The sequence below is a fragment of the Flavonifractor sp. An82 genome, from assembly GCF_002159265.1.
In the GTDB taxonomy this organism is placed as follows: Bacteria; Bacillota; Clostridia; order Oscillospirales; family Oscillospiraceae; genus Flavonifractor.
Map to the genome: position 1 here is coordinate 156,465 of NZ_NFHG01000006.1, position 22,540 is coordinate 179,004.

Here is a 22,540-nt window from a genome sequence, read left to right on the forward strand (position 1 = left end):
AACGTGGACGGCATTGCCGTCCACGTTTTTTCTTTACATCAGAGTGGGGATGATCCGGGCCAGGGCCGCCGCCAGCCTGGCGTGGCTCTCCCGGGTGAGATGCATGAAATCCACGCCGTTGCAGGCCAGGTCCAGGGTGTTGGCGTCCAGGAAGGCGCAGCCGTTCCGCCGGGCCACTTCCTCATATTCTGCCGCCAGCTGCCGGGTCTTTTCCACGCAGCCGGGGCCCATCTCGTCAGCCACCGGGGAGGTGTAGACCGCCTCCTCAATGGCCTTGGGGGCGATGATGAGAATGTTGGGCCGGCCGCCGGGACCCCAGCAGTCCACGCTTTGGGCGGCCTGAACCAGCCGCTCCATACCCCGGCCGATGGCGTGGGCATTGGCTCCCAGCCGGGACTTGGCGTCGTTGGTGCCCAGCATGATGACCAGCAGGCTGATGGCCCGGTGGCTCTTCAGGCAGGGCCGCAGATAGGGGAGGGCAGACAGCCCCTCCTCTACCGGATCGTCAAAGACGGTGGTGCGGCCGGACAGCCCTTCTTCAATCACCAGATACTGCTCGCCCAGAGCTTTTTGCAGCAGGCAGGTCCACCGTTCCTCCTCATTGAAGCGGAACAGGGCGCTGTCGGCGCAGTCTGCCGGGTCGGCGCAGTAGCCGTGGGTGTTGGAGTCCCCCAGACAGAGAATGTGGTGGCGCATTTACTTCAGCTCGGGCAGGGAAGCGGCGGCCACAGACTGGCCCACACGGCGGGCCTTCTCGTCGGGCATGGTGGGATTGATCTTGTCGGCGATCTCGGGATACTCGTCGGCCAGCACCTTCAGGCAGGTCTCCAGCAGCAGGTCGCCGCCCTTGCCGGACATGACCCGGCCCAGCAGCAGCACGTGCTTGAAGCCGTAGAAGTGATGATAGAGGGCCAGAGAGTGGGCCAGGTACACGCCGATGGAGCGGTACACCGCGGCGGCGGCAGGATTGCCCTCCTCCATGGCCTTCTGCACCACCTTCAGCTTCTCGGCGGGGGAGAGGCTCTCGTCCAGCTGGATGCCGGCCCGGGGGGCCAGCTTGATAACGCCGTCCTGGGAGAAGTACTTCACGCCGCAGCCGATGTCACCGGACCACTCGTCCTCCATGGCCTCGGGGTTCACGTCCACGGGGGCGAAGGCCAGCTCGTTGAGCCAGCCGGTGATGTTGCCATTGGCATCCACGAAGCCCACGGCCTCGCTGGTGCCCATGGCGATGCCCAGGATGTTGTTCTCCTCCAGGCTCATGGCGCCGGCCAGAGCGGACACGTCGCCGTCGTTGGCCACCACATAGGGGATGTCGCCAAAAGTGTCCTTGATGGCGCGGATGTAGATGTCCTTTACCTTGGCGTCAAAGTCCTCCTTGGGGACCTTCAGGAACAGGGAGGCCACCATGGTGCGGTTCTCAATGTAGATACCGGCGGAGGAGACGCCCACCGCGTCCACCCGGGGCATGTGCTCGGCGGCGGACTTGAGGGCGGACACGATACCCTCATAGTGGTAGTCGGGGTCGGCAGTGGTCTTGGGGAACCACACCACCTCTTCGGAGAAGACGGGCTGGCCGTCGATGACGGCGGACACCTTGCGGTCGGAGCCGCCGGCGTCAAAGCCGATGCGGCAGCCGCCCAGGTGACGGCCCACGGCCTGGGGATTGCTCTTCTCGGCGGGCACCTGGTCGCAGTACACCACCTCAAAGGGCTTCTCATATACGTTGGACATGAAGTCGGCGTCGAAGGAACGCTTGCCGCCCACGCAGTAGGTGGCCTTCATGGCCTCGAAAATGTCCTTGTCGCCGCTGATGTACACCTTGAAGCCGCCCATGTACCACAGCATGGTCTTGATGAGCCGGTCCACATAGTAGCGGTCGGCCTCGGCCATGTCGGGGGTGCCGTGGATAAAGGTCTTGTAGACGGCAACCTCACCGCCGGCCCGCTCCACAGCCAGGTCCAGAGGCTTCTTGGCGTCCTTCAGAAAGGAAGTGCAGAATTTGCCCAGAGGAAGAAAACCGGGGTCCAGCTCCGGTACGTGCTTGACAGGGACTTCGATACCGAGATGTTTCATGAGACGTCCTCCTTCATATGTGGGAATAAGCAGACTGTTATACGTATAGGCTACCAGCTTTTTTCAATCTGTCAAGCATATTTTCGGGATTCTGAAAATTATTTTCTTTCAGGGCTTGACGGGGGATGTACTGACGGGTATGATGGAACCAATGGGGGAACTCTCCCAACATTGGAAAGGTGGGAATTGCAACTATGGATATCACTGCACGTCTGCAGGACCATCAGAAATGGATCAAGGAAGAGCTGGAACGGAGCGTCAACTTCTGGCTCAAGAACGGTATGGACCCGGTCAACGGGGGCGTTTACACCTGCCTGGACCGGGAGGGTAAGATCTTCTCCACCGATAAGAGCGTGTGGATGCAGGGCCGCTGCGCCTGGATGTTTGCCTACCTGTGCCACACCTACGGGGTGAAGGACGAGTGGCTGGCCGCCAGCAAGAGCTGCCTGGACTTCATGGAGCGCTGCTGCATCAACCGCGAGGCGGGCAACCGCATGTACTTCACCGTCACCGGCGACGGCAAGCCCCTGCGTCAGCGCCGCTACTGCTTCTCCGAGGGGTTCTACGCCATCGCCAACGCAGAATATTATGGTGTTACCGGGGACAAGGAGTGCCTGGAGCGTGCCCGTGCCGCCTATGAACTGATCTGGAACCTGAACCAGGGCCTCATCAAGGACCCCACCGGCATGGGTCCCAAGACCATCCCCGAGACCCGGTCCGGCCGCGCTCTGGCCAACCCCATGATCTACCTGAACATCACCTCCGTGCTCCGCCGGGTGGATCCTGAGCAGGCCGAGCTGTACAACCAGCGGGCCGCCCAGTGTGTGGACGAGATTTTCCGCTATCACTACAAGCCCGAGCTGGGCTGCACCCTGGAGAGCGTGGGCCCCAACGGCGAGTTCCGGGGCGACGTCACCGAGGGCCGCGTGGTCAATCCCGGCCACGACATCGAGTGCTCCTGGTTCCTGATGGAGGACGCCAATCTGCGGGGCAACAAGGAGCAGCATGCCACCGCCATCAAAATTTTCGACCAGGCCATCAATGCCGGCTGGGACAAGGAGTACGGCGGACTGCTCTACTTTATCGACTGCCTGGGCCGTCCCCCCGAGGCCTATGAGCACGACATGAAGCTGTGGTGGCCCCACGATGAGATCCTCATCGCCTCCATGATGATCTACCGCGACACCGGCGACGAGAAGTATCTGGAGTGGTTCGAGAAGACCCTGGACTACTGCAAGAAGTACTTCTCCGATCCCGAGTTCGGCGACTGGTACGGCTACCTGCGCCGGGACGGCAAGCCCACCGAGCCTCCCTGCAAGGGTTCCACCTTCAAAGGCCCCTTCCACCTGCCCCGTATGCTCATCATGTGCGATCAGATGATCGGCCAGATCCTGGAGCGGAATTGAGAGGGCGGCAATGCCGTTGGTAAATGTATTTGAACGGATCAACAGCGAGTACTATCAGCTGACCAGCGCGGAGAAAAAGGTGGCTGACTACGCTGTCATCCACCAGCAGCAGACCCAGTTTATGTCCATCTCCGAGCTGGCGGAGGAGGCGGGGGTGGCCGAGGCCACCATCTCCCGCTTCTGCAAGCGGCTGGGCTATAAGGGCTACAGCGCCTTCAAGCTGGCCATTGCCAACGCCACCGCCGGTCGGGTGGACCACAGCGCCGCCGAGACGGGGGAGGCGGAGGAAGAGGACAGCGTGGAGGGGATGTGCCGCTCGGTCTACCGCAGCGACGCCGAGGCCCTGGCTCAGACCCTGGAGCTCATTCAGCCGGAGACCGTGCGCAAGGCGGCTGATATGATTATCTCCGCCAGCCGGGTGCTCTGCATGGGGCAGGGGGGATCCATGATCCTCTCCCAGGAGTGCGCCCACCTGTTCAGCACCATCCAGCTGAACTTTACCGCCGTGATGGATTCCCATCTCCAGGCCATCGCCGCCTCCCAGCTGACCCCCAGCGACCTGGTGATCTATTTCTCCTATTCCGGCTCCACCAAGGAACTGATGAAGAATCTTCGGATCATCCGGGACCGGCAGGCCAGAATCATCCTCATCACCCGATTCCCCAAATCTCCCGGCGCCGCCTATGCCGATATCGTGCTTCAGTGCGGTTCCCGGGAGGGCCCCCTCCAGGGCGGCTCGGTGGCCGCCCGTATCGCCCAGCTCTACCTGATGGACGTTCTGTTCCATGAGGTATGTCGCCGGGACCGGGAGGGGTGCCGCGCCAGACAGGAGCTGGTGGCGGAAGTGCTGTCGGACAAGCACATCTGACCGCCTGCCATGGAACGGTGAAAAAAATTTGCAGATTTCATAGAAAAAGAAAAAAATATGTGATTCGCTATTGACAAATCCTGTGTTGAACTGTACAATCTACACAACGGGTTACCTCTGTGTAATCACGAAAATTATCGAAATTGAGGAGGATGAACGATGAAGAAGAAACGTATTCTTGCACTCGCGCTGGCTGCCTCCATGTCCCTGGGCCTGGCGGCCTGCGGCGGCGGCGAAGAGGCATCCACTGAGTCTCCTTCCGGCAACGGCGGCGAGTCCACCGGCGCTGTGGAGCTGAACCTGTGGTCCTTCAACATCGGCGGCTTTACCGATTCTGCCGCCTGGGAGCCCATTGTGGCTGCCTTCAATGAGGCCAACCCCGACATCAAGATCACTGTCACCCCCATCAACTATCAGGACGGCGACCAGAAGCTGACCACCGCTATCAGCTCCAACAACGCCCCCGACATCATCTTTGAGGGCCCCGAGCGTATCGTGGGCAACTACGCCCGTGAGGGTCTGATGGTGGACCTGTCCGACATGTGGACTTCCGGCGGTTCCGACATCGCCGAGGGTATCTCCAGCGTGTCTCAGCTGGACGGCACCTACTACATGTACCCCCTGAGCGTGGCCGCTCACTGCATGGCCATCAACTATGAGGCCTTTGAGGCTGCCGGCGCTCTGCAGTACATCGACGAGGAGACCCGCACCTGGACCACCGATAACTTCGTGAAGGCCATGGAGGCCATTCGCGACGCCGCTGCCGCCGGCACCATCGACGTGACCGTGCCCGGCATCATCTACTGCGGCGCTCAGGGCGGCGACCAGGGCACCCGTGCTCTCGTCAACAACCTGTACTCCGACTACTATGTCACCGATGACGGCAGCTCCTACAACGCCAACAGCGAGAACAACGTGAAGGCTCTGAAGCTGCTGCAGGATATGGTCAACAACGGCTCCATGAGCGCCAACGCCTCCTTCGCCGCTTCCGACGAGCTGCAGGCCTTTGCCAACCAGACCGCCGCTGTGACCTTCTGCTGGAACTACTCCAACTACACTCAGTATGCTGAGCAGACCCAGTTCACTCCCTTCGCCATGGCTTTCCCCTCTGATGACGGCAAGCCCGAGCTGGAGATGGCCGGCCCCTACGGCTTCGGTATCTTCAACAACGGCGACGAGGCCAAGATCGAGGCTGCCAAGAAGTTCATCGACTTCGTGTGCAATGACAAGACTGCCGGCGTTGAGGCTGTGAAGACCACCGGCTTCTTCCCCGTCCACTCTGAGTGGGGCGACGTCTACGCCGATGCTGAGGACGCTGATGTCCGCGCTCCCTTCGCTCTGATGAGCGACTACCTGGGCCGCTACTATGCTCTGACCGGCGGCTGGACCGAGCAGCGCGCTCTGTGGTGGCCCATGCTGCAGGAGATCATGACCACCGGCGCCGACGTGCAGACTGCTGCTGACAGCTTTGTGCAGCAGGCCAACGCCAACATTGGCTGAGTCAGATCCAAGCTGGCCTAACATGAGTTAGCAATGTTGTGCCCGCTCCCTGTGAGGGGGCGGGCACAATGCTTTATCCCGGGGTGGTCCCCGGAACCAACGACACTACATTGAAAGAGGGGAGAGACTCATGGCGCAAAACACTGTAGCGCCCCAGCAGAAGCCGAACAAGCAGAAGAATTCCCAGTTCTCCGGCATGAGCAAGGCTCTGGTCCGGAGAGAGACCATTTCGGCTTACTGCTTCCTGCTGCCCAGCCTGATCTTCTTTGTGGGCTTTGTGGTGGTACCCATGTTCATCTGTGTGTTCTACAGCTTCATGGAGTACGGCCTGGGCGGCATCAAGGGCTTCGCCGGACTTGACAACTACATCAAGCTGTTCCAGGATCCCATTTTCCATCGGGGCTTCCTGAACACCGTGCTCATCGTGGTGATTGCGGTGCCCACAGTTACCGCATTCTCCCTGTGGGTGAGCTCCGCCATCTACAAGATGCACTCCGTGCCCCGTTCCTTCTTCCGCTGCGTGTTCTACCTGCCGGTGGTCACCGGCTCGGTAGCCATCACCGTGGTGTGGAAGTGGATCCTGCACCCCTACAACGGCCTGCTCAACCAGGTGGCCGGTACTACCGGCTTTGACTGGCTGGGCAATTCCTCCACCGCCATTTGGTTCATCATCCTGATTCTGTTCACCACCTCCATCGGTCAGCCCATCGTCCTCTACGTAGCCGCCCTGGGCAACGTGGACCAGTCCCTGGTGGAGGCTGCCCAGGTGGACGGCGCCACCAAGCTCCAGGTGTTCTGGAAGATCAAGTGGCCCCAGATCATGCCCACCACCCTGTACGTGCTGGTCATCACCACCATCAACTCCTTCCAGTGCTTCGCTCTGATCCAGCTGCTGACCAAGGGCGGCCCGCTGAACTCCACCATGACCATCATGTATCAGGTCTACGACACCGCCTATCGTCTGAACGACCTGGGCTATGCCAATGCCATCGGCGTGGTGCTGGCCATCATCATCGCCATTTTCTCCGCCATCCAGTTCAAAGTGGCGAAGACTGACTAAGGGGGGAGTGAGAACATGAAAGCAAAAACTGATCTGAGCGGAACCTCCACCGGCTACAAGGTATTTGCAGCTGTGGTGCTGATCCTGGTCGCATTGTTCTTCCTGTTCCCCTTGTACTGGATCGTCACCGGCTCCTTCAAGGGCGTCATTGAGATCAATGCCAAGCATCCTGTGTGGTTCCCCACCAGCCCGACGCTGGAAAACTACATGAAGCTGTTTGACAACCCTGCCTTCCAGTGGCTGTTCAACATCATCTTCATCTCTGCCGCGGCCATGGTGCTCACCTGCATCACCGCCGCTCTGGCTGGCTACGCCCTGGGCAAGAAGCGGTTTATCGGCCGGGGCGTGCTCTTCACCATCATCATCTGCGCCATGGCCCTGCCCAAGCAGGTCATCGTCATCCCCCTGCTGCAGGAGATGACTGCCATCGGCCTGAACGACACCCTGTGGGCCGTCATCCTGCCCACCGTAGGCTGGCCCTTCGGCGTGTTCCTGATGAAGCAGTTTGCCGAGACCATTCCCAACGAGATCCTGGAGGCCGCCCGAGTGGACGGCGCAGGCGAGCTGCGCACCTTCTTCAGCGTGGTCTTCCCCATGATCAAGCCGGGCATCGGTGCGCTGGCCATCTTCACCTTCGTCAACACCTGGAACGACTACTTCCTCCAGCTGGTCATGCTCACCAGCCGGGAAAACTGGACCCTGCCTCTGGCCATCGCCAACATGCAGGGCGAAATGTCCAACGACTTCGGCCTGATCATGGCCGGTGCCGCGCTGGCTGCCATCCCCATCGTGGTGGTGTTCATCGCCTTCCAGAAATACTTCACCCAGGGCATTGCCATGGGCGCCGTCAAGGGTTGATTTATCCTCCAACTTCGTTTATTATTGTAATTTGAGAGAAGGAATACTAACATGAGCGATCTGAAAAAATACCAGGGTGTGATTCCGGCCTTTTACGCCTGCTATGACGAGGCCGGCAACATCTCCGCGGAGGGTGTCCGTGCCCTGACCCGCTACCTCATCGGCAAGGGCGTCAACGGCCTGTACGTGGGCGGTTCCTCCGGCGAGTGCATCTATCAGAGCGTGGCCGAGCGCAAGCTGGTGCTGGAGAATGTTATGGCTGAAGCCAAGGGCAAGGTGGTCGTCATCGCCCACGTGGCCTGCAACAACACCGCCGACAGCATGGAACTGGCCGCCCACGCCGAGAGCCTGGGCGTGGATGCCATTGCCGCTATCCCGCCCATCTACTTCCACCTGCCTGAGTACGGTATCGCCGGCTACTGGAACGACATTTCCTCTGCCGCGCCCAACACCGACTTTATCATCTACAACATCCCCCAGCTGGCCGGTGTGGCTCTGACCCCCTCTCTGCTGGCCGAGATGCAGAAGAACCCCAAGGTCATCGGCGTGAAGAACTCCTCCATGCCTGTCCAGGACATCCAGATGTGGAAGGACGCCGGGGTCATCGTCTTCAACGGTCCCGACGAGCAGTATGTGTCCGGTCTGGCCATGGGCGCCTGCGCCGGCATCGGCGGCACCTATGCCGTCATGCCCGAGCTCTTCCTGAAGGTGTATGAGCACTTCCAGAAGGGCGAGATGGAGCCCGCCCGCCAGATCCAGAACGATATCTGCCGCATCATTTATAAGATGTGCTCCGCCCACGGCAACCTGTATGCCGTGATGAAGGCTATCCTGGCCAAGAACGGCGTGAACTGCGGCTCTGTCCGCAAGCCCATGCCCGGTCTGATCGACAGCGATGCCGCCGTGGTGGACGAGGCCTATGCCATGATCACCGCCGCCATTGCCAAGTACTGCTGATTCCGTCTCAATATCCGGGGCGGGCATCTGCCCGCCCCACCCTTGAAATGAAAGGCTAGGAGAAACGTTATATGCGTATTTATCAGTCTGAAGACTACCAGGCCATGAGCCGCCGGGCGGCCAACATCATCTCCGCCCAGGTCATCTACAAGCCCGACTGCGTGCTGGGTCTCGCCACCGGCGGCACCCCCGTGGGTACATACAAGCAGCTGGTGGAGTGGTACAAGAAGGGCGACCTGTCCTTCGCTGAGGTCCGCTCCGTCAACCTGGACGAGTATCTGGGCCTGTCTCCTCACCATGAGCAGAGCTACCGCTACTTCATGCAGGACAATCTGTTCAATCATATCGACATCAAGCCTGAGAACACCCACGTGCTCAACGGCCTGGCCAAGAATCCCGAGGCCGAGTGCGCTGCCTACAACAAGCTGATCCAGGATCTGGGCGGCATTGATTTGCAGCTGCTGGGTATGGGCCACAACGGACACATCGCCTTCAACGAGCCCGGCGATGACTTTGGCCTGGAGACCCATCTGGTGGATCTGACTGAGAGCACCATCGAGGCCAACAAGCGCTTCTTTGAGAGCCGGGACGAGGTGCCCCGTCACGCCCTGAGCATGGGCATCAAGAACATCATGAATGCCCGCCGCATCCTCATCATCGTCAGCGGTGAGGAGAAGGCCGACATCGTGAAGAAGGCCTTTACCGGCCCCGTCACCAAGGACGTGCCCGCCTCCGTGCTGCAGCTGCACCCCGACGTGACCCTGGTGGGCGACAAGGCTGCCCTCCACAAGCTGGTGGAAGCAGGTGTTTCCGTATGCGGATAACCGGCGGACAGGTATTTGACCTGCACGAGGGCTTTGTCCAGCGGGACGTGTGCTTTGACGGCCGCCTGCTGTCCAACTCCAGCGCCGACGGCAAGACCTACGACGCCAGCGGCTGTTATGTGATCCCCGGCCTCACCGACGTGCACTTCCACGGCTGCAAGGGCCATGACTTTTCCGACGCCGACCCCGAGGGCCTGGAGATCATGGCTCAATATGAGCTGTCCCGGGGCGTGACCCAGATCTGCCCCGCCGGCATGACGCTGCTGGAGGATCAGCTGACCCGTGTTTGCCAGGTGGCCGCCGCCCACAAGGAGGCCGACAAGCCCGGCGCCGCTCTGTGCGGCATCAACCTGGAGGGGCCCTTCCTCTCCATGGCCAAGAAGGGCGCCCAGAACGGCGACTGGCTCCACGCCCCTGACGTGGATATGCTCCGCCGCCTCATTGCCGCCTCCCACGGCCTGGTGAAGCTGGTGTCCCTGGCTCCCGAGGAGCCCGGCGCCATGGAGTTTATTGAGGCAATGGAGAGCGAGGTCACCATTTCCCTGGCCCATACCACCGCCGATTATGACACCGCCATGGAGGCCTTCCGGCTGGGCGCCCGGCAGGTGACCCACCTGTTCAACGCCATGCCTGCCTTTACCCACCGGGCTCCCGGCGTGGTGGGCGCGGCCCTGGACACTCCGCTGTGCAATGTGGAGCTGATCTGTGACGGCGTGCATATCCATCCCGCTGTGGTGCGGGCAGTCTTCAAGATGTTCGGAGACAAGCGGGTCATCCTGATCTCCGACACCATGCGGGCTGCCGGTATGCCCGACGGCGACTATACCCTGGGCGGTCAGGCCGTCAAGGTAAAAGGTAAGTATGCCACCCTGGAGGACGGTACTCTGGCCGGCTCGGTTACCGATCTGATGAGCTGCATGAAGACCGCTGTGTCCTTCGGTATCCCCCTGGCGGACGCTGTCCACGCCGCTGCCGTCAATCCGGCCAAGGCCATCGGCATCTTCAGCCGGGTGGGCAGCCTGGAGCCCGGCAAGCGGGCCAATGTAGTTATCCTGGACGAGAACCTGGAACTGAAAGATGTATTCTTCCGCGGCGAACAGGTCTGCGGCTGAATAGAGCGCACCCCCAAATACTGGCCTTCCGGTCCTACTCCATTCCTATAGGCCGGAAGAGTCGAAAAAAAGGAGGAAAATCCGCCGGACCGGCGGTGCGGCAGTGTGGAGACCTGTCGTAACGTTCCGGGAGTTTCGCTCTCCCGGAGCAAGAGGGTATTTGCGGAGGCATTGCCCTTACGGTCCATGCATATGGCAACTGTGGTTCTGAAAGGTATCAAGAAGATCTATGACAACAAGGTGACTGCTGTTCACGACTTCAACCTGGAGATCGCGGACAAGGAGTTTATCGTGCTGGTCGGTCCTTCCGGCTGCGGCAAGTCCACCACTCTGCGGATGGTGGCTGGCCTGGAGGATATCTCCGAGGGCGATCTGCTCATCGGCGGCAAGCGGATGAACGACGTGGAGCCCAAGGATCGTGATATCGCCATGGTGTTCCAGAGCTACGCACTCTATCCCCACATGACGGTCTATGAGAATATGGCCTTTGCCCTGAAGCTGCGCAAGGTGCCCAAGGAGGAGATCGACAAGAAGGTGCGGGAGGCCGCTGCCATCCTGGACATCACCCAGTACCTGGAGCGTAAGCCCAAGGCTCTGTCCGGCGGCCAGCGTCAGCGTGTGGCCATCGGCCGCGCCATCGTCCGCGATCCTCAGGTCTTCCTGATGGATGAGCCTCTGTCCAACCTGGACGCCAAGCTGCGTAACCAGATGCGCGCCGAGATCATCAAGCTGCGTCAGCGCATCAACACTACCTTCATCTACGTGACCCACGACCAGACCGAGGCTATGACCCTGGGTGATCGTATCGTCATCATGAAGGACGGCTTCATTCAGCAGATCGGCACTCCCCAGGAGGTGTTCGACCGTCCCGCCAACCTGTTCGTGGCCGGCTTCATCGGCTCTCCCCAGATGAACTTCTTCGACGGCAAGCTGATGAAGAAGGACGGCAAGTATCAGATCGCCGTGGCTGACGCCGTGGTGGAGCTGGCCGACAAGGCCCAGAAGATCCTGGCCGAGAAGGGCGCCGGCGATATGGACGTGGTTGTGGGTATCCGTCCCGAGCACATCTCCTTCGCCGCTGTGGCTGGTCCTCACACCGTGGCCAGCAAGGTGGACGTATCCGAGATGATGGGCAGCGAGGTTTACCTCCATGTGACCGCCGCCGGCAAGGACGTGGTGCTGCGTATTCCCACCACCGAGCTGCCTGAGGAGCATCGCGCCGGTATTCCTTACGGCACTGACATCAACTTCACCTTCCGTCCGGAGCTCATCCACCTGTTTGATCCCCAGACCGAGAAGAACCTGCTGTATTGATTGTTCCAGTAGTTCAAAAGGCCCCTGCCGCGAAAGCGGCAGGGGCCTTTTTACGTCCTCGGTGGCAGGGCGGGGGAGTGGTGCATAGACTGTAGGGACGCAGCAGAGCGGCGGATGGAAGGGTGTGGAACAGCCTATGCGGCGGAATCACGACGATTCGTACAGGTATTATAACAGCGACCCGCTGGGAAAGGTATGCCGGCCGGTCTGCATCTGTCCCGGCCCCACCGGGCCCACCGGATCGACTGGTCCCACGGGTCCTGCCGGTCCGGCAGGTGTGACCGGTCCTGCCGGGGCAACGGGGGTCCCTGGCAGAGTTGGCCCCACCGGTCCCACCGGCTCATCAGGAGCCATCGGGCCCACCGGGCCTACGGGATCGACCGGCCCCACCGGACCGGCCGGTGGAGGCAGTGTCACCGGCCCTACTGGTCCCACCGGCGCTGTTGGGCCTACCGGTCCTGCCGGTGGAGAAGGGGCCCCAGGTCCCACAGGGCCCACCGGCCCGACAGGTACAACAGGGCCTGCGGGACCTGCCGGAGGCGCAGGACCCACCGGTCCAACAGGCCCCACAGGGCCAAGCGGAGTGGAAGGCCCCACCGGGCCCACTGGGGCAGAGGGACCGGTACCGGATGATGTCTTTGCATCCTTCTTCAATTTCCAGTATCCCTTGGTGCGGGGCAGCCAGCTGGCCCTGTTCCCCGATGTCACCGATCCTACTGGGGCAATTACCCAGCCCTCCCAGACGCAGATTGCACTGGAGCCGGGGTACTATCTCATTTCTTATAAGGTTTCTGCCATCTTCCAGCGGGCCAACTATATGCAGGTGACGCCCACCTACAATGGGGCACCCCGCTTGGAGTACGGAATTTATTTTGCTACCAGCACTGATGGCTCCAGTGCCTGTGGCTCGTCCTTTCTGATCGTGCGCGCTCCTGCTGCCACTACCTTTAGTCTGACCTACAGCGGTTCGGCCAATGCCACTGATGGGGAGATCAATGTGACCATTGTGAAGCTGCGCAGGCCGCTGTGAGGACAACAGGGCATGTTTCCAAAAATAAAAAAAGTAAGACACGACGGAAGTCGTGTCTTACTTTTTGGAGCTAGTGGTGGGAATCGAACCCACGGCCTGCTCATTACGAGTGAGCTGCTCTACCTCTGAGCCACACTAGCAAAGCAGATACCTGCTGCAAATGGAGAAAACAGTACATTTGCAGTTTGTAATGATATCACATTTTTACAGCGGAGTCAATATCTTTTCTGTGCCGGAACAATACAAAGCGTATAGGGCGGATTTGATTTGAAAGAGAATATGCAAAAGAGAATGGGTTATGGATGGCAAATTTGCCGGAAGAATTTTTTACAGTATCAACAGGAAAAAAGATGGGAAGAAAAAGTGAGGGATTTCCGGGAAAGACAGCTAAAATATCGTACGGATGCAGAGAGTGAAATATGGGAAGAGGTAGACATAAAAATGAAGAAAAAAGAGTTTTACTCGCAGTTATTCACATTGTCCACAGGGTTATCCACTGCTGAGTTGCAGGACAAGACAAGGAATTCTCCACTTTTACACAGAGTTTTCCACACGCAATAGAAAGATGAAAAGGAACGAAACTATTCGGTTTTCGGTGACATAACATAGATTGTGGCGTTTTGTGCAGTGAATGGGGGGAGTTCCTTCAAAGCGCATGAGGAGGGAATGGCCTTTCCGGGAAAAGCACTTGCGGACAGGAAGAAACCAGTATAAAATAAGGGTGCTTGAACATTACAGTGTTACACTAGGAGGAATGTTGAACCTATGGAACAGGCAAAGGTATATTATTCTGACCTGCGCTGCCGGCCCGGCAAGAACCTGCTGAACAAGCTGGAGAAGCTGATCCGCACGGCGGGGATCGGAGAGATCGACTTTGACCGGAAGTTGGTCGCCATCAAGATGCACTTTGGCGAGCCGGGCAACCTGGCCTTCCTGCGGCCCAACTATGCCAAGACGGTGGCGGATGTGGTCAAGAGCCTGGGCGGCGTGCCCTTCCTCACCGACTGCAACACCCTCTATCCCGGGCGGCGGAAGAACGCCCTGGAGCACCTGGACGCCGCCTATGAAAATGGTTTCTCACCCCTGTCCACCGGCTGTCAGATCATCATTGGCGACGGACTGCGGGGCAACGACGATGTGGAGGTGCCGGTGGCCGGCGCGGAGCACATTACCACCGCCAAGATCGGCAAGGCCATTATGGAGGCCGATGTGATCATCTCTCTGTCCCACTTCAAGGGCCATGAGCAGACCGGCTTTGGCGGCGCCATCAAGAACCTGGGCATGGGCTGCGGCTCCCGCCGGGGCAAGATGGAGCAGCACGCCGAGGGTAAGCCGGTGGTGGAGCAGAGTAGCTGTGTAGGCTGTGGCAAATGCTTCGCTCAGTGCGCTCATGATGCCATCTCCTATGGAGAGGACCGGAAGGCCTCCATTGATCTGAACAAGTGTGTGGGTTGCGGCCGCTGCATTGCTGTGTGCAACGTGGATGCCATCCATGCCGGCAACGACTGCGCCATGGAGGAGCTGTGTTGCCGCATGGCGGAGTATACCAAGGCGGTGGTGGACGGCCGTCCCCAGTTCCACATTAGTCTGGTCATTGATGTTTCCCCTTATTGTGATTGTCATGAGGAAAATGACCTACCTATTGTGCCCGATGTGGGCATGTTTGCCTCCTTTGACCCGGTGGCCCTGGACCAGGCCTGTGCTGACGCATGCCTGCGCCAGCCGCCCATCCCTGGGTCATTGCTGGATGAGCAGATGCACGCCGATGGCTTCTGCGACCATCACGACCACTTTATCAACAGCATGCCCAACACCGACTGGAAGGTGTGCCTGGCCCACTGTGAAAAGATCGGTGTGGGTACCCGCTCCTATGAGCTGATCGAGGTAAAATAATCTCTTCAGAAAGGAAGATTCGACATGGATGTAAAGGAGATCCTGAGCCGCTGTGACCACACCCTGCTGAAGCAGGAGTCCACCTGGGGCCAGATCAAGGCGGTCTGTGACGACGGTATGAAGTATGACTGTGCCTCCGTCTGCATTCCTGCCGCCTATGTGAAGCAGGCTGCCGACTATGTGGGCAACGCCCTGAAGATCTGCACCGTCATCGGCTTCCCCAACGGCTACTCCACCACCGCAGTCAAGGTGTTTGAGACTGAGGACGCCATCCGCAACGGTGCCGATGAGATCGATATGGTCATCAATATCGGTTGGGTCAAGGATCAGCGGTGGGAGGACCTGCTGGAGGAGATCCGCGCCATCAAGCGCTCCTGCCAGGGCCGCATCCTGAAGGTCATCGTGGAGACCTGCCTGCTGACCCAGGAGGAGAAGGTCAAGATGTGTCAGATCGTCACCGAGGCCGGTGCCGACTATATCAAGACCTCCACCGGCTTCTCCACCGGCGGCGCCACCCGGGAGGATGTAGCCCTCTTCAAGGCCAACGTGGGCCCCGAGGTGCGTATCAAGGCAGCAGGCGGAATCCGCACCCTGCAGGACGCGGAGGACTTTATCAATCTGGGCGCGGATCGCTTAGGTACCTCCGCTATCGTCAAGCTGGTGAAGGGGCAGACGCCTCAGGGCTATTGAGACAGTAAAGGAAAAGGCTTCCCTGCGCTTCAGCGCAGGGAAGCCTTTTTCAGCTCGGTCAGATGCGGTCCGCCAGGGCAGCCGCCTGGCGACAGCCGTCGGTGCTGTCCACATCGCCCGGATTGAGGACGCCGGGTACCAGTACTTCGCCCACCATGGTCCACCGGTTCAGCGCGGCGGTGCGCTCCATGGGGATGCGTACGCCGTCCAGAACGGAGAGGTCCTTCTCCTCGCAACAGGCGATGAGGGCGCACTCCTTTCCTGCAATATCTTTGCCGCCCACCACCAGGGAATAGAGCCGGTCAATGACGCCCTTGATCTGAGCGGGAATAGAGTACCAGTACACCGGCATGGTAAAGACGATGGCGTCGGCCGCCAGGATGGCGGGGGCAATGGTGTTGAAATCATCGTCAAAGGCGCAGGGCTTGCCTGTCTGGAAGCAGGTCTCGCAGGCCCGGCAGCCGCCGATGTTCATCATAGCCGCGTCAAACCGGGTAACAGTGTGGCCCTTTTCCTCTGCCGCCCTGATAAAACTATCTGTCAGGGCGAAGCTGTTCCCGTTTTTGCGGGGACTGCCTGTAATCACAACGATATTTTTACCCATAATGCTCCTCCTTGATCTGTAGGATTGACTTTCCCGGAACCGGATACTACAATCATAGCAAGAACTGGGGAAAGAACAAGTACGCACATAAAAGTGCGATACTTGCATCAAGGTTCAATACTAACCCAAAGGAGAGTGCCCCATGAAAGCACCGGAAGCCTACAAAGCATGTATTTCCTCCGCCCGTCTGGCAGATACCGGTTTCAGCTATACCCTGTCACTGATCAGCGGAAAATACAAGATGACCATTCTCTATACCCTCATGTGCTTTGGGGTGGTCCGGTTCAATGAGATGAAAAAGTATATCGAGGGGATATCCTACAAGACCCTCAGCTCCACCCTGAAGGAGCTGGAGGCGGACCAGCTGATCCACCGGGAGGAGTATCCCCAGATCCCGCCCAAGGTGGAGTACAGCCTTACGGAGCGGGGCCGGTCACTGATCCCTATTTTAGATCAGATGTGCGACTGGGGCGAGCAAAACCGACTGCCTTGATATTCTGTATAACGACTGAGAGGCCTCCGGCAAAAGCCGGGGGCCTCTTGGTCGGTAAGGAAAGGAAAAAGGAAAAAAGGGAGTAGGTTTAGTCTTTGGCTGCGGATTTGAGGTAGCCCTCCACACCGGCGGCGGTGGACAGGCCCATGGCCTCCTGGGTTACCTGAGCGGCCTGAGCGGCGTGCCAGCGGTGGATCTGAGCTCGGGTTGCCAGCACGGCGGAGGCGCTTACTGAGAATTCATCCAGGCCCCAGGTCATGAGCAGAGGGATGAGCCGGGGATCGGCGGCAGCCTCGCCGCACATGCCCACCGGAATGCCTGCCTCCTTGGCGGCGGTGATGATGCTGCGGATGGAGCGGAGCACGGCGGGGTGGAAGGTGGTGTACAGGTTCTCCACCTGGGCGTTGCCACGGTCCACCGCCATGGTGTACTGGGTCAGGTCATTGGTACCGATGGAGAAGAAGTCGCACTCCCGGGCCAGCAGGTCGGCAATGAGAGCGGCGGCGGGAGTTTCCACCATGATGCCCAGGGGGATGTCCTTGTGGTAGGACAGGCCCTCGGCCTCCAGCTCCTGCTTGCAGGTCTCCAGCAGAGCCCGGGCCCCCAGGATCTCCTCCAGAGAGGTGACCAGGGGAAGCATGATCTTGATGTTCTTCTCCTCAGCGCCTGCCCGCAGCAGGGCCCGCAGCTGGACCTTGTACAGGTCAGGGTTGTCCAGGCAGTAGCGGATGGCCCGGTGGCCCAGGAAGGGGTTGTCCTCATGGGCCATGCCCAGGTAATCCACCGCCTTGTCGCCCCCCACGTCCAGGGTGCGGATGATGACCTCCTTGCCCGCCATGGTGCGGGAGACGGCCAGATAGGCCTCGTACTGCTCGGTCTCGGAGGGAACGCTGGAGCGGTCCATGAACAGAAACTCGGTGCGGAACAGGCCGACGCCCTCGGCGCCGGAGGCAGCGGCGGCTTCCGCCTCGGCGGGGGAGCCGATATTGGCGTACAGGGCGTAGCGGTTGCCCTCGGCGTCCACCGTCTCCTTGTCCCGGTAGACCGCCAGCAGGGCCTTCTGCCTGCGGAAGGCCTCCTGCTTGGTCAGGTACTCGGACAGGGTCCGCTGGTCCGGATTGACCAGAGCCACGCCGTCGCTGCCGTCCACAATGACGCTGTCGCCGTCCTTCAGCTGCTCCATAGCACGGGGCGCACTGAGCACCGCGGGCAGCTCCAGCGCCCGGGCCAGGATGGCGGAGTGGCTGGTGCGGCCCCCCACCTCGGTGAGAATGGCAGCCACATGCTCCTTGTCCAGCCCCACCGTCATGGAGGGGGTGAGGTCATGGGCCACCAGTACGCTGCCGGCGGGCAGACGGCTGACGTCCACCCCGGTGACCCCCAGCAGGATGGCCAGCATCCGGCTGCGGATGTCCCGCACGTCGGTGGCACGCTGGCGCATCAGCTCGTCATCCACCCCGGCGAACATCTCGGCGTACATGGTGCACACCTGGTCCACCGCCGCCTCGGCACACTGGCCAGCGTCGATGACCTCGCCCATCTGGCTCTGCATGAAGGGATCGCCCAGCATCATGATCTGGCCGGTGAGGATCTCCGACTCCTTTTCACCCACCTGGGCGCGGATGTGCTCGGCCATGGCGGTGGTCTTCTCGTTGAACTGGGCGATGGCGCCCTGCAGGCGGTCCTTCTCAACCTCTTTGCCGCCGTATTTGACAGCGGAGTAGTCCAGGCTCTGTTCCCGGACACAGACGGCCTTGCCGATGCCGATGCCGTCGGAAGCGGCGATGCCACGTAAGATCATAGCGGTTCCTCCTGTTTTGGACGGCCGGGGAGCTTACTCGCCCAGGCCGGATTCCACCAGCTCCACTGCGGCCTGGAGGGCTTCCGCCTCCTGCTCGCCGCAGCACTGGATCTCGATCTCGCTGCCCTGCTTGATGCAGGCGGCCATCAGATGCATGATGCTCTTGGCGTTGATGCTCTTGCCGTTGAAGACGATGGTGACGTCGCTCTTATACTTGGCCATGGTGTTGACAAAGAGCTGAGCGGGACGCATGTGCATGCCCTGAGGATTGACAATCTTAGTGGTAGCGGTGACCATAATGATACTTCCTTTCTTCGTTCAATATCGCAGTATTATACTTTCTTTTTCTTCAATACACCCAGCAGGACCATGCCCACCAGGGAGCCTACAGCCAGGGCGATGACATAGCCCAGCACATTGGTCATAATGGGGAAGACGAAGATGCCGCCATGGGGGGCGGGGAGGGCACAGCCGAAGGCCATGGACAGGGCGCCGGCCACACCGGAGCCCACGATGCAGGAGGGGAGGACATGGAGGGGATCGCCGGCGGCGAAGGGAATGGCGCCCTCGGTGATGAAGCACAGGCCCATGATATAGTTGACTACGCCGGACTTGCGCTCATCCTCGGTGAAGCGGTTCTTGAAGAAGGTGGTAGCCAGGGCGATGGCGATGGGGGGGACCATACCGCCGATCATGACGGCGGCCATAATGTCGGAGCCCTGCCCGGCGGCCATGGTGGCCAGGGTGGAGGTGCCGAACACGTAGGCGGCCTTATTGAAGGGGCCGCCCATATCCACGGCCATCATACCGGCCAGCACGATGCCCAGCACCACCTTGCTGCCCTCACCCATGGCCTCCAGGCCGGAGTACAGGGCGGTGTTGATGGCGCCCACGATGGGGTTGATGAGGCACATGAACAGGCCGATGATGAGCAGGCCAACCACGGGGTAGATCAGGATGGGCTTGAGGCCCTCCAGGGCCCGGGGCAGCTTATCACAGAGTTTGCGCATGGCCAGCATCAGGTAGCCGGCGGCAAAGCCGGCGATGAGGGCGCCCAGGAAGCCGGCGGAGACGGAGGTGCCGGAGGGGGAGGCGAAGGTAGCGCCGGACACGGCCAGCGCGCCGCCTACGAAGCCCACCATCAGGCCGGGCCGGTCGGCAATGGACATGGCGATGTAGCCGGCCAGGATGGGCAGCATGAAGTTGAAGGCCACGCCGCCGATGTTCTTGAACCAGGCGGCGATGGGGGTGTTGGTGCCGAAGTTGGCGTAGTCGATGGAGGCGTCGTCCAGAAGGAAGGCCAGGGCGATGAGAATACCGCCGCCGATGACGAAGGGAAGCATATGGCTGACGCCGTTCATCAGCTGCTTGTACAGCTTGCGGCCCATGCTCTCGTTGGTCGCCTCATGAACTACCTCGCCGGTGTGGTGATAGATGGGGGCACTGGGGGCCTGACGAATGAGCTCCTCCGGCTTGTGGATGCCGTCGGAGACAGGCACGCGGAGCACGTGCTTGCCGTCGAACCGGGCCAGGTCCACTTCCTTATCGGCGGCAATGATGATACCGTCGCAGGAATCGATTTCTGCCTGGGTCAGGATATTTTTGGCGCCGCCGGAGCCCTGGGTCTCCGCCTTGACAGGAATGCCGATCTCCTTGCCCTTCTTCTCCAGGGCCTCGGCAGCCATGTAGGTATGGGCGATGCCGGTGGGGCAGGCGGTGACCGCCAGGATGCGGGGACCGGAGGCAGAAGTCTCGGCAGGTGCGGGAGCCTCTGCAGGGACCTCCTCGGGGAACTTGGCGGCCTCGTACTTGTCAATGACCTCCATAAAGGTCTTGGCATCAGGAGCGGCCCGCAGCTCGCTGATAAAGTTGAAGTCCATCAGAAGGACCATCAGATGGGACAGGATCTCCAGGTGCAGGTCTCCGTCCAGAGGAGCGGCGATCATGAAGAAGAGGTCGGAGGGCTGTCCGTCCATGGCGCCGTAATCCACACCCTCCTTCAGGATGCAGGCGGCCAGGCTGGGGGAGGTGACGCAGCCGCTCTTGGCGTGAGGGACGGCAATGCCCATCTCGATGGCGGTGCTGGTCTGGGCCTCACGGGCCAGGATGGCATCCTTGTAGGTCTGGCGGTCGGTCAGGCATCCGCTCTTGTCCTGCAGGTCCACCAGCAGGTCGATGGCGCCCTCCTTGTCGGCGGCGGAAGCGCCCAGCGCAATTTTGTCAGTGCTCAGCAGATCGACGATACGCATAACAACGATCTCCTTTCGGATCAGAGTAGGGTAGCGTATGAATCAAAGTGTTTCCAGCAGGGCCATGATCTGTTCCCGGGTAGCCAGGCCGTCGGAGAAGGCGGTGGCCGACCCGGCGGCGGCACCCAGACGCTGGGCATAGCCGTAGTCGCCCTTCTCCAGCCAGCCGGCCAGGAAGCCGGCCACCATGGAGTCGCCGGCCCCCACCGAGTTACGGACTTTGCCCTTGGGCACGCCCAGACGGTGGCAGCCGCCCCGCTCATCCAGCAGCAGGGAGCCGTCGCCCGCCATGGATACCAGCACATTGCGGGCGCCCTGCTCCTGCAGCTGGACGGCACAGTGGCGGATCTCGGTATCGGTGACGGGGGTTTTTCCAAAAATCTCCCCCAGCTCCAGATTGTTGGGCTTGATGAGGAAGGGATGATAGGGAAGGGCGCTGCACAGCAGGTCACGGGTGGTGTCCACCACGAACTGGATGCCCCGGTCCTCCAGGCGGGCCAGGATCTGCTCATAGACGTCGTGGGACAGGGCGGCGGGGACGGAGCCGGAGATCACCAGGATATCCCCGGCGTCCAGACGGTCCAGCTTGTCCTGAAGGGCCCGCAGTGCCACCGGCCCCACGGTGGGTCCCTGACCGTTGATCTCGGTCTCAGCTCCGCCCTTCACTTTGACGTTGATGCGGGTGAGACCATCGGGCAGCCAGATGAAGTCGGTGCGGATGCCCAGATTGTGGAGGCCTTCCTCCAGAGCCCGGCCGGTAAAACCGGCCAGGAAGCCCAGGGCCACGTTTTCCACCCCCAGGGCGGAGAGCACGGTAGAGACGTTGATGCCCTTTCCGCCGTACTGGATGGCCTCGCTCTGGGTGCGGTTGATCTCGCCGGGACGGAGGGCGTCCATCCACACCACATAGTCCAGGGCGGGATTAAAGGTTACCGTATAGATCATGGATTATACCTCCTTGATAACCGTATGTTCCAGGTAGCTGGGATCGGGCAGGTGCTCGGTGATGATGGTGGCCTTTTCCAGCGGAAGCACGGTCACGGCGGAGACCAGCTCAAACTTGCTGCTGTCCGCCAGCACAAAGGTGAGATAGGACCGCTCAGAGGCTTTGGTCTTGATGGCGGCCTCCTCCGGGTCGGGGGTGGTGAACCCCTGGCGAATGGTGATGCCGTTGATGCCCAGGAAGGCCTTGGTGAAGTTGTACTTCCCCAGTTCCTCCAGAGCCCCGGCACCTACCACCGCCCAGGTGCCGGGCTTGAGAAAGCCGCCCAGCACATAGCCCCGCAGGCCCAGCTCCATGAGCCGCTGAGCACAGCTGATGCCATTGGTGACAAAGGTGGCGCCGGAGCCCTTCAGGTACTCCACCATCCGTACGGTGGTGGTACCGGCGTCCAGGTAGACCACGTCGTCGTCATTGACCAGCCCTGCGGCATAGTGGGCAATGCGGTCCTTCTCATCCCGATGGAGCAGGGTCTTGGTGGAGACATCCGGCTCCTCTCCCTGAAAGGTGCCGCTGGCCAGTACCGCGCCTCCGTGGACCTTGTTCAGCCGTCCCTGACGGGACAGAATGGTCAGATCCCGGCGGATGGTGGCCTCTGATGCACCGGTGAGCTCACACAGCCGGGTCACGCTGGCCGCTCGATTGTCGGCCAGCTCCTGGAGGATGGCTTCAAATCGCTGTTCTGCCAGCATGGGATCCCTCCTATTACAATAAATTTGGACAGGAAAGCCGGGCAGCCAGTCCGGCTTTCTCTCCATCTCGTGCCTAAGCTACAATAAGGGGAGCAACTGGCTGACCAATCCCT

General features: G+C 60.6%; 22 protein-coding genes and 1 tRNA gene. 14 read left to right on the forward strand and 9 right to left on the reverse strand.

The window, feature by feature from the left end:
- Positions 1-33 precede the first annotated feature (33 nt).
- Together B5G34_RS08810 and B5G34_RS08815 are read right to left on the reverse strand one after the other, a co-directional pair.
- Complete coding sequence (locus B5G34_RS08810; RefSeq protein ID WP_087336195.1) at positions 34-696, reverse strand: GDSL-type esterase/lipase family protein; 663 nt, start codon at positions 694-696, stop codon at positions 34-36.
- Positions 697-2,076 carry an ROK family protein gene (locus B5G34_RS08815; RefSeq protein ID WP_087336197.1) on the reverse strand — a complete coding sequence of 460 codons (1,380 nt, stop codon included), beginning with the start codon at positions 2,074-2,076 and terminating at the stop codon, positions 697-699.
- Between the two features lie 194 nt (positions 2,077-2,270).
- Between B5G34_RS08815 and B5G34_RS08820 the strand changes: the two genes are divergently transcribed.
- The 10 genes from B5G34_RS08820 to B5G34_RS19400 all read left to right on the forward strand — a co-directional run bounded on the left by B5G34_RS08820 (position 2,271) and on the right by B5G34_RS19400 (position 13,005).
- On the forward strand, positions 2,271-3,482 hold the full coding sequence (locus B5G34_RS08820) for an AGE family epimerase/isomerase (RefSeq protein WP_087336198.1): 1,212 nt from the start codon (positions 2,271-2,273) through the stop codon (positions 3,480-3,482).
- Between the two features lie 10 nt (positions 3,483-3,492).
- Positions 3,493-4,350 carry a MurR/RpiR family transcriptional regulator gene (locus B5G34_RS08825; RefSeq protein WP_087336200.1) on the forward strand — a complete coding sequence of 286 codons (858 nt, stop codon included), beginning with the start codon at positions 3,493-3,495 and terminating at the stop codon, positions 4,348-4,350.
- Positions 4,351-4,509: 159 nt separating this feature from the next.
- The gene (locus B5G34_RS08830; RefSeq protein ID WP_087336201.1) at positions 4,510-5,850 is read left to right on the forward strand and encodes an extracellular solute-binding protein; all 1,341 of its coding nucleotides are present in this window, start codon (positions 4,510-4,512) and stop codon (positions 5,848-5,850) included.
- Between the two features lie 130 nt (positions 5,851-5,980).
- A complete protein-coding gene (locus B5G34_RS08835) occupies positions 5,981-6,910 on the forward strand; it encodes a sugar ABC transporter permease (protein ID WP_087336203.1) in 930 nt (309 codons plus the stop codon).
- A gap of 15 nt (positions 6,911-6,925) precedes the next feature.
- Complete coding sequence (locus B5G34_RS08840) at positions 6,926-7,768, forward strand: carbohydrate ABC transporter permease (protein WP_087336204.1); 843 nt, start codon at positions 6,926-6,928, stop codon at positions 7,766-7,768.
- Between the two features lie 51 nt (positions 7,769-7,819).
- Positions 7,820-8,725, forward strand: coding sequence for a dihydrodipicolinate synthase family protein (locus B5G34_RS08845; protein ID WP_087336205.1), 906 nt, complete (start codon positions 7,820-7,822; stop codon positions 8,723-8,725).
- A gap of 71 nt (positions 8,726-8,796) precedes the next feature.
- Positions 8,797-9,549 (forward strand): glucosamine-6-phosphate deaminase, encoded by a 753-nt coding sequence (gene nagB / locus B5G34_RS08850; RefSeq protein WP_087336207.1) that lies wholly within the window; start codon positions 8,797-8,799, stop codon positions 9,547-9,549.
- Positions 9,540-10,661, forward strand: coding sequence for an N-acetylglucosamine-6-phosphate deacetylase (gene nagA / locus B5G34_RS08855; RefSeq protein ID WP_087336208.1), 1,122 nt, complete (start codon positions 9,540-9,542; stop codon positions 10,659-10,661). Before nagB ends, nagA begins: the two co-directional genes overlap by 10 nt.
- A gap of 192 nt (positions 10,662-10,853) precedes the next feature.
- On the forward strand, positions 10,854-11,975 hold the full coding sequence (ugpC, locus tag B5G34_RS08860; protein WP_087336233.1) for a sn-glycerol-3-phosphate ABC transporter ATP-binding protein UgpC: 1,122 nt from the start codon (positions 10,854-10,856) through the stop codon (positions 11,973-11,975).
- Between the two features lie 583 nt (positions 11,976-12,558).
- The gene (locus B5G34_RS19400) at positions 12,559-13,005 is read left to right on the forward strand and encodes a hypothetical protein (protein WP_275532293.1); all 447 of its coding nucleotides are present in this window, start codon (positions 12,559-12,561) and stop codon (positions 13,003-13,005) included.
- Positions 13,006-13,070: 65 nt separating this feature from the next.
- On the opposite strand, the gene B5G34_RS08870 is transcribed toward B5G34_RS19400, so the two are convergent.
- Positions 13,071-13,145, reverse strand: a tRNA-Thr gene (locus B5G34_RS08870).
- Positions 13,146-13,272: 127 nt separating this feature from the next.
- Here B5G34_RS08870 and B5G34_RS08875 point away from each other — a divergent pair.
- From B5G34_RS08875 to deoC, 3 genes are all read left to right on the forward strand, one after another.
- The gene (locus tag B5G34_RS08875) at positions 13,273-13,566 is read left to right on the forward strand and encodes a hypothetical protein (RefSeq protein ID WP_087336209.1); all 294 of its coding nucleotides are present in this window, start codon (positions 13,273-13,275) and stop codon (positions 13,564-13,566) included.
- Positions 13,567-13,770: 204 nt separating this feature from the next.
- Entirely contained in the window at positions 13,771-14,898 is a 1,128-nt protein-coding gene (locus B5G34_RS08880; RefSeq protein WP_087336211.1) for a DUF362 domain-containing protein, read from the forward strand.
- A gap of 24 nt (positions 14,899-14,922) precedes the next feature.
- The gene (gene deoC / locus B5G34_RS08885; protein ID WP_087336213.1) at positions 14,923-15,588 is read left to right on the forward strand and encodes a deoxyribose-phosphate aldolase; all 666 of its coding nucleotides are present in this window, start codon (positions 14,923-14,925) and stop codon (positions 15,586-15,588) included.
- A gap of 58 nt (positions 15,589-15,646) precedes the next feature.
- Here deoC and B5G34_RS08890 read toward each other — a convergent pair whose 3' ends face one another.
- Entirely contained in the window at positions 15,647-16,192 is a 546-nt protein-coding gene (locus tag B5G34_RS08890; RefSeq protein WP_087336215.1) for a flavodoxin family protein, read from the reverse strand.
- A gap of 142 nt (positions 16,193-16,334) precedes the next feature.
- Here B5G34_RS08890 and B5G34_RS08895 point away from each other — a divergent pair, with 142 nt between their 5' ends.
- Positions 16,335-16,685, forward strand: coding sequence for a winged helix-turn-helix transcriptional regulator (locus B5G34_RS08895; RefSeq protein ID WP_087336217.1), 351 nt, complete (start codon positions 16,335-16,337; stop codon positions 16,683-16,685).
- Positions 16,686-16,773: 88 nt separating this feature from the next.
- Here the strand turns inward: B5G34_RS08895 and ptsP are convergent, their stop codons facing one another.
- From ptsP to B5G34_RS08920, 5 genes are read right to left on the reverse strand one after another with little or no spacing between them, the layout of a single operon-like run.
- Positions 16,774-18,486 carry a phosphoenolpyruvate--protein phosphotransferase gene (gene ptsP, locus B5G34_RS08900; protein WP_204245930.1) on the reverse strand — a complete coding sequence of 571 codons (1,713 nt, stop codon included), beginning with the start codon at positions 18,484-18,486 and terminating at the stop codon, positions 16,774-16,776.
- Between the two features lie 33 nt (positions 18,487-18,519).
- A complete protein-coding gene (locus B5G34_RS08905; RefSeq protein WP_087336219.1) occupies positions 18,520-18,783 on the reverse strand; it encodes an HPr family phosphocarrier protein in 264 nt (87 codons plus the stop codon).
- Between the two features lie 35 nt (positions 18,784-18,818).
- Positions 18,819-20,735: a fructose-specific PTS transporter subunit EIIC gene (locus tag B5G34_RS08910; protein WP_087336222.1), complete on the reverse strand. Its 1,917-nt coding sequence runs from the start codon at positions 20,733-20,735 to the stop codon at positions 18,819-18,821.
- 42 nt (positions 20,736-20,777) lie between these two features.
- Complete coding sequence (pfkB, locus tag B5G34_RS08915) at positions 20,778-21,680, reverse strand: 1-phosphofructokinase (protein WP_087336224.1); 903 nt, start codon at positions 21,678-21,680, stop codon at positions 20,778-20,780.
- Positions 21,681-21,683: 3 nt separating this feature from the next.
- Entirely contained in the window at positions 21,684-22,427 is a 744-nt protein-coding gene (locus tag B5G34_RS08920; protein ID WP_087336226.1) for a DeoR/GlpR family DNA-binding transcription regulator, read from the reverse strand.
- Positions 22,428-22,540: the final 113 nt, after the last annotated feature.

What these genes read in the sequence shown, in the direction of transcription:
- B5G34_RS08835 (WP_087336203.1), top strand. Translation starts at nt 5,981, where the DNA reads ATGGCGCAAAACACTGTAGCGCCCCAGCAGAAGCCGAACAAGCAGAAG.
- ugpC (WP_087336233.1), top strand. Translation starts at nt 10,854, where the DNA reads ATGGCAACTGTGGTTCTGAAAGGTATCAAGAAGATCTATGACAACAAG.
- B5G34_RS08810 (WP_087336195.1), bottom strand. Translation starts at nt 696, where the DNA reads ATGCGCCACCACATTCTCTGTCTGGGGGACTCCAACACCCACGGCTAC.
- B5G34_RS08825 (WP_087336200.1), top strand. Translation starts at nt 3,493, where the DNA reads ATGCCGTTGGTAAATGTATTTGAACGGATCAACAGCGAGTACTATCAG.
- nagB (WP_087336207.1), top strand. Translation starts at nt 8,797, where the DNA reads ATGCGTATTTATCAGTCTGAAGACTACCAGGCCATGAGCCGCCGGGCG.
- ptsP (WP_204245930.1), bottom strand. Translation starts at nt 18,486, where the DNA reads ATGATCTTACGTGGCATCGCCGCTTCCGACGGCATCGGCATCGGCAAG.
- B5G34_RS08920 (WP_087336226.1), bottom strand. Translation starts at nt 22,427, where the DNA reads ATGCTGGCAGAACAGCGATTTGAAGCCATCCTCCAGGAGCTGGCCGAC.
- B5G34_RS08820 (WP_087336198.1), top strand. Translation starts at nt 2,271, where the DNA reads ATGGATATCACTGCACGTCTGCAGGACCATCAGAAATGGATCAAGGAA.
- B5G34_RS08890 (WP_087336215.1), bottom strand. Translation starts at nt 16,192, where the DNA reads ATGGGTAAAAATATCGTTGTGATTACAGGCAGTCCCCGCAAAAACGGG.
- B5G34_RS08845 (WP_087336205.1), top strand. Translation starts at nt 7,820, where the DNA reads ATGAGCGATCTGAAAAAATACCAGGGTGTGATTCCGGCCTTTTACGCC.
- B5G34_RS08905 (WP_087336219.1), bottom strand. Translation starts at nt 18,783, where the DNA reads ATGGTCACCGCTACCACTAAGATTGTCAATCCTCAGGGCATGCACATG.
- B5G34_RS08880 (WP_087336211.1), top strand. Translation starts at nt 13,771, where the DNA reads ATGGAACAGGCAAAGGTATATTATTCTGACCTGCGCTGCCGGCCCGGC.
- B5G34_RS08840 (WP_087336204.1), top strand. Translation starts at nt 6,926, where the DNA reads ATGAAAGCAAAAACTGATCTGAGCGGAACCTCCACCGGCTACAAGGTA.
- B5G34_RS08910 (WP_087336222.1), bottom strand. Translation starts at nt 20,735, where the DNA reads ATGCGTATCGTCGATCTGCTGAGCACTGACAAAATTGCGCTGGGCGCT.
- B5G34_RS08895 (WP_087336217.1), top strand. Translation starts at nt 16,335, where the DNA reads ATGAAAGCACCGGAAGCCTACAAAGCATGTATTTCCTCCGCCCGTCTG.
- B5G34_RS08830 (WP_087336201.1), top strand. Translation starts at nt 4,510, where the DNA reads ATGAAGAAGAAACGTATTCTTGCACTCGCGCTGGCTGCCTCCATGTCC.
- B5G34_RS08815 (WP_087336197.1), bottom strand. Translation starts at nt 2,076, where the DNA reads ATGAAACATCTCGGTATCGAAGTCCCTGTCAAGCACGTACCGGAGCTG.
- nagA (WP_087336208.1), top strand. Translation starts at nt 9,540, where the DNA reads ATGCGGATAACCGGCGGACAGGTATTTGACCTGCACGAGGGCTTTGTC.
- pfkB (WP_087336224.1), bottom strand. Translation starts at nt 21,680, where the DNA reads ATGATCTATACGGTAACCTTTAATCCCGCCCTGGACTATGTGGTGTGG.
- deoC (WP_087336213.1), top strand. Translation starts at nt 14,923, where the DNA reads ATGGATGTAAAGGAGATCCTGAGCCGCTGTGACCACACCCTGCTGAAG.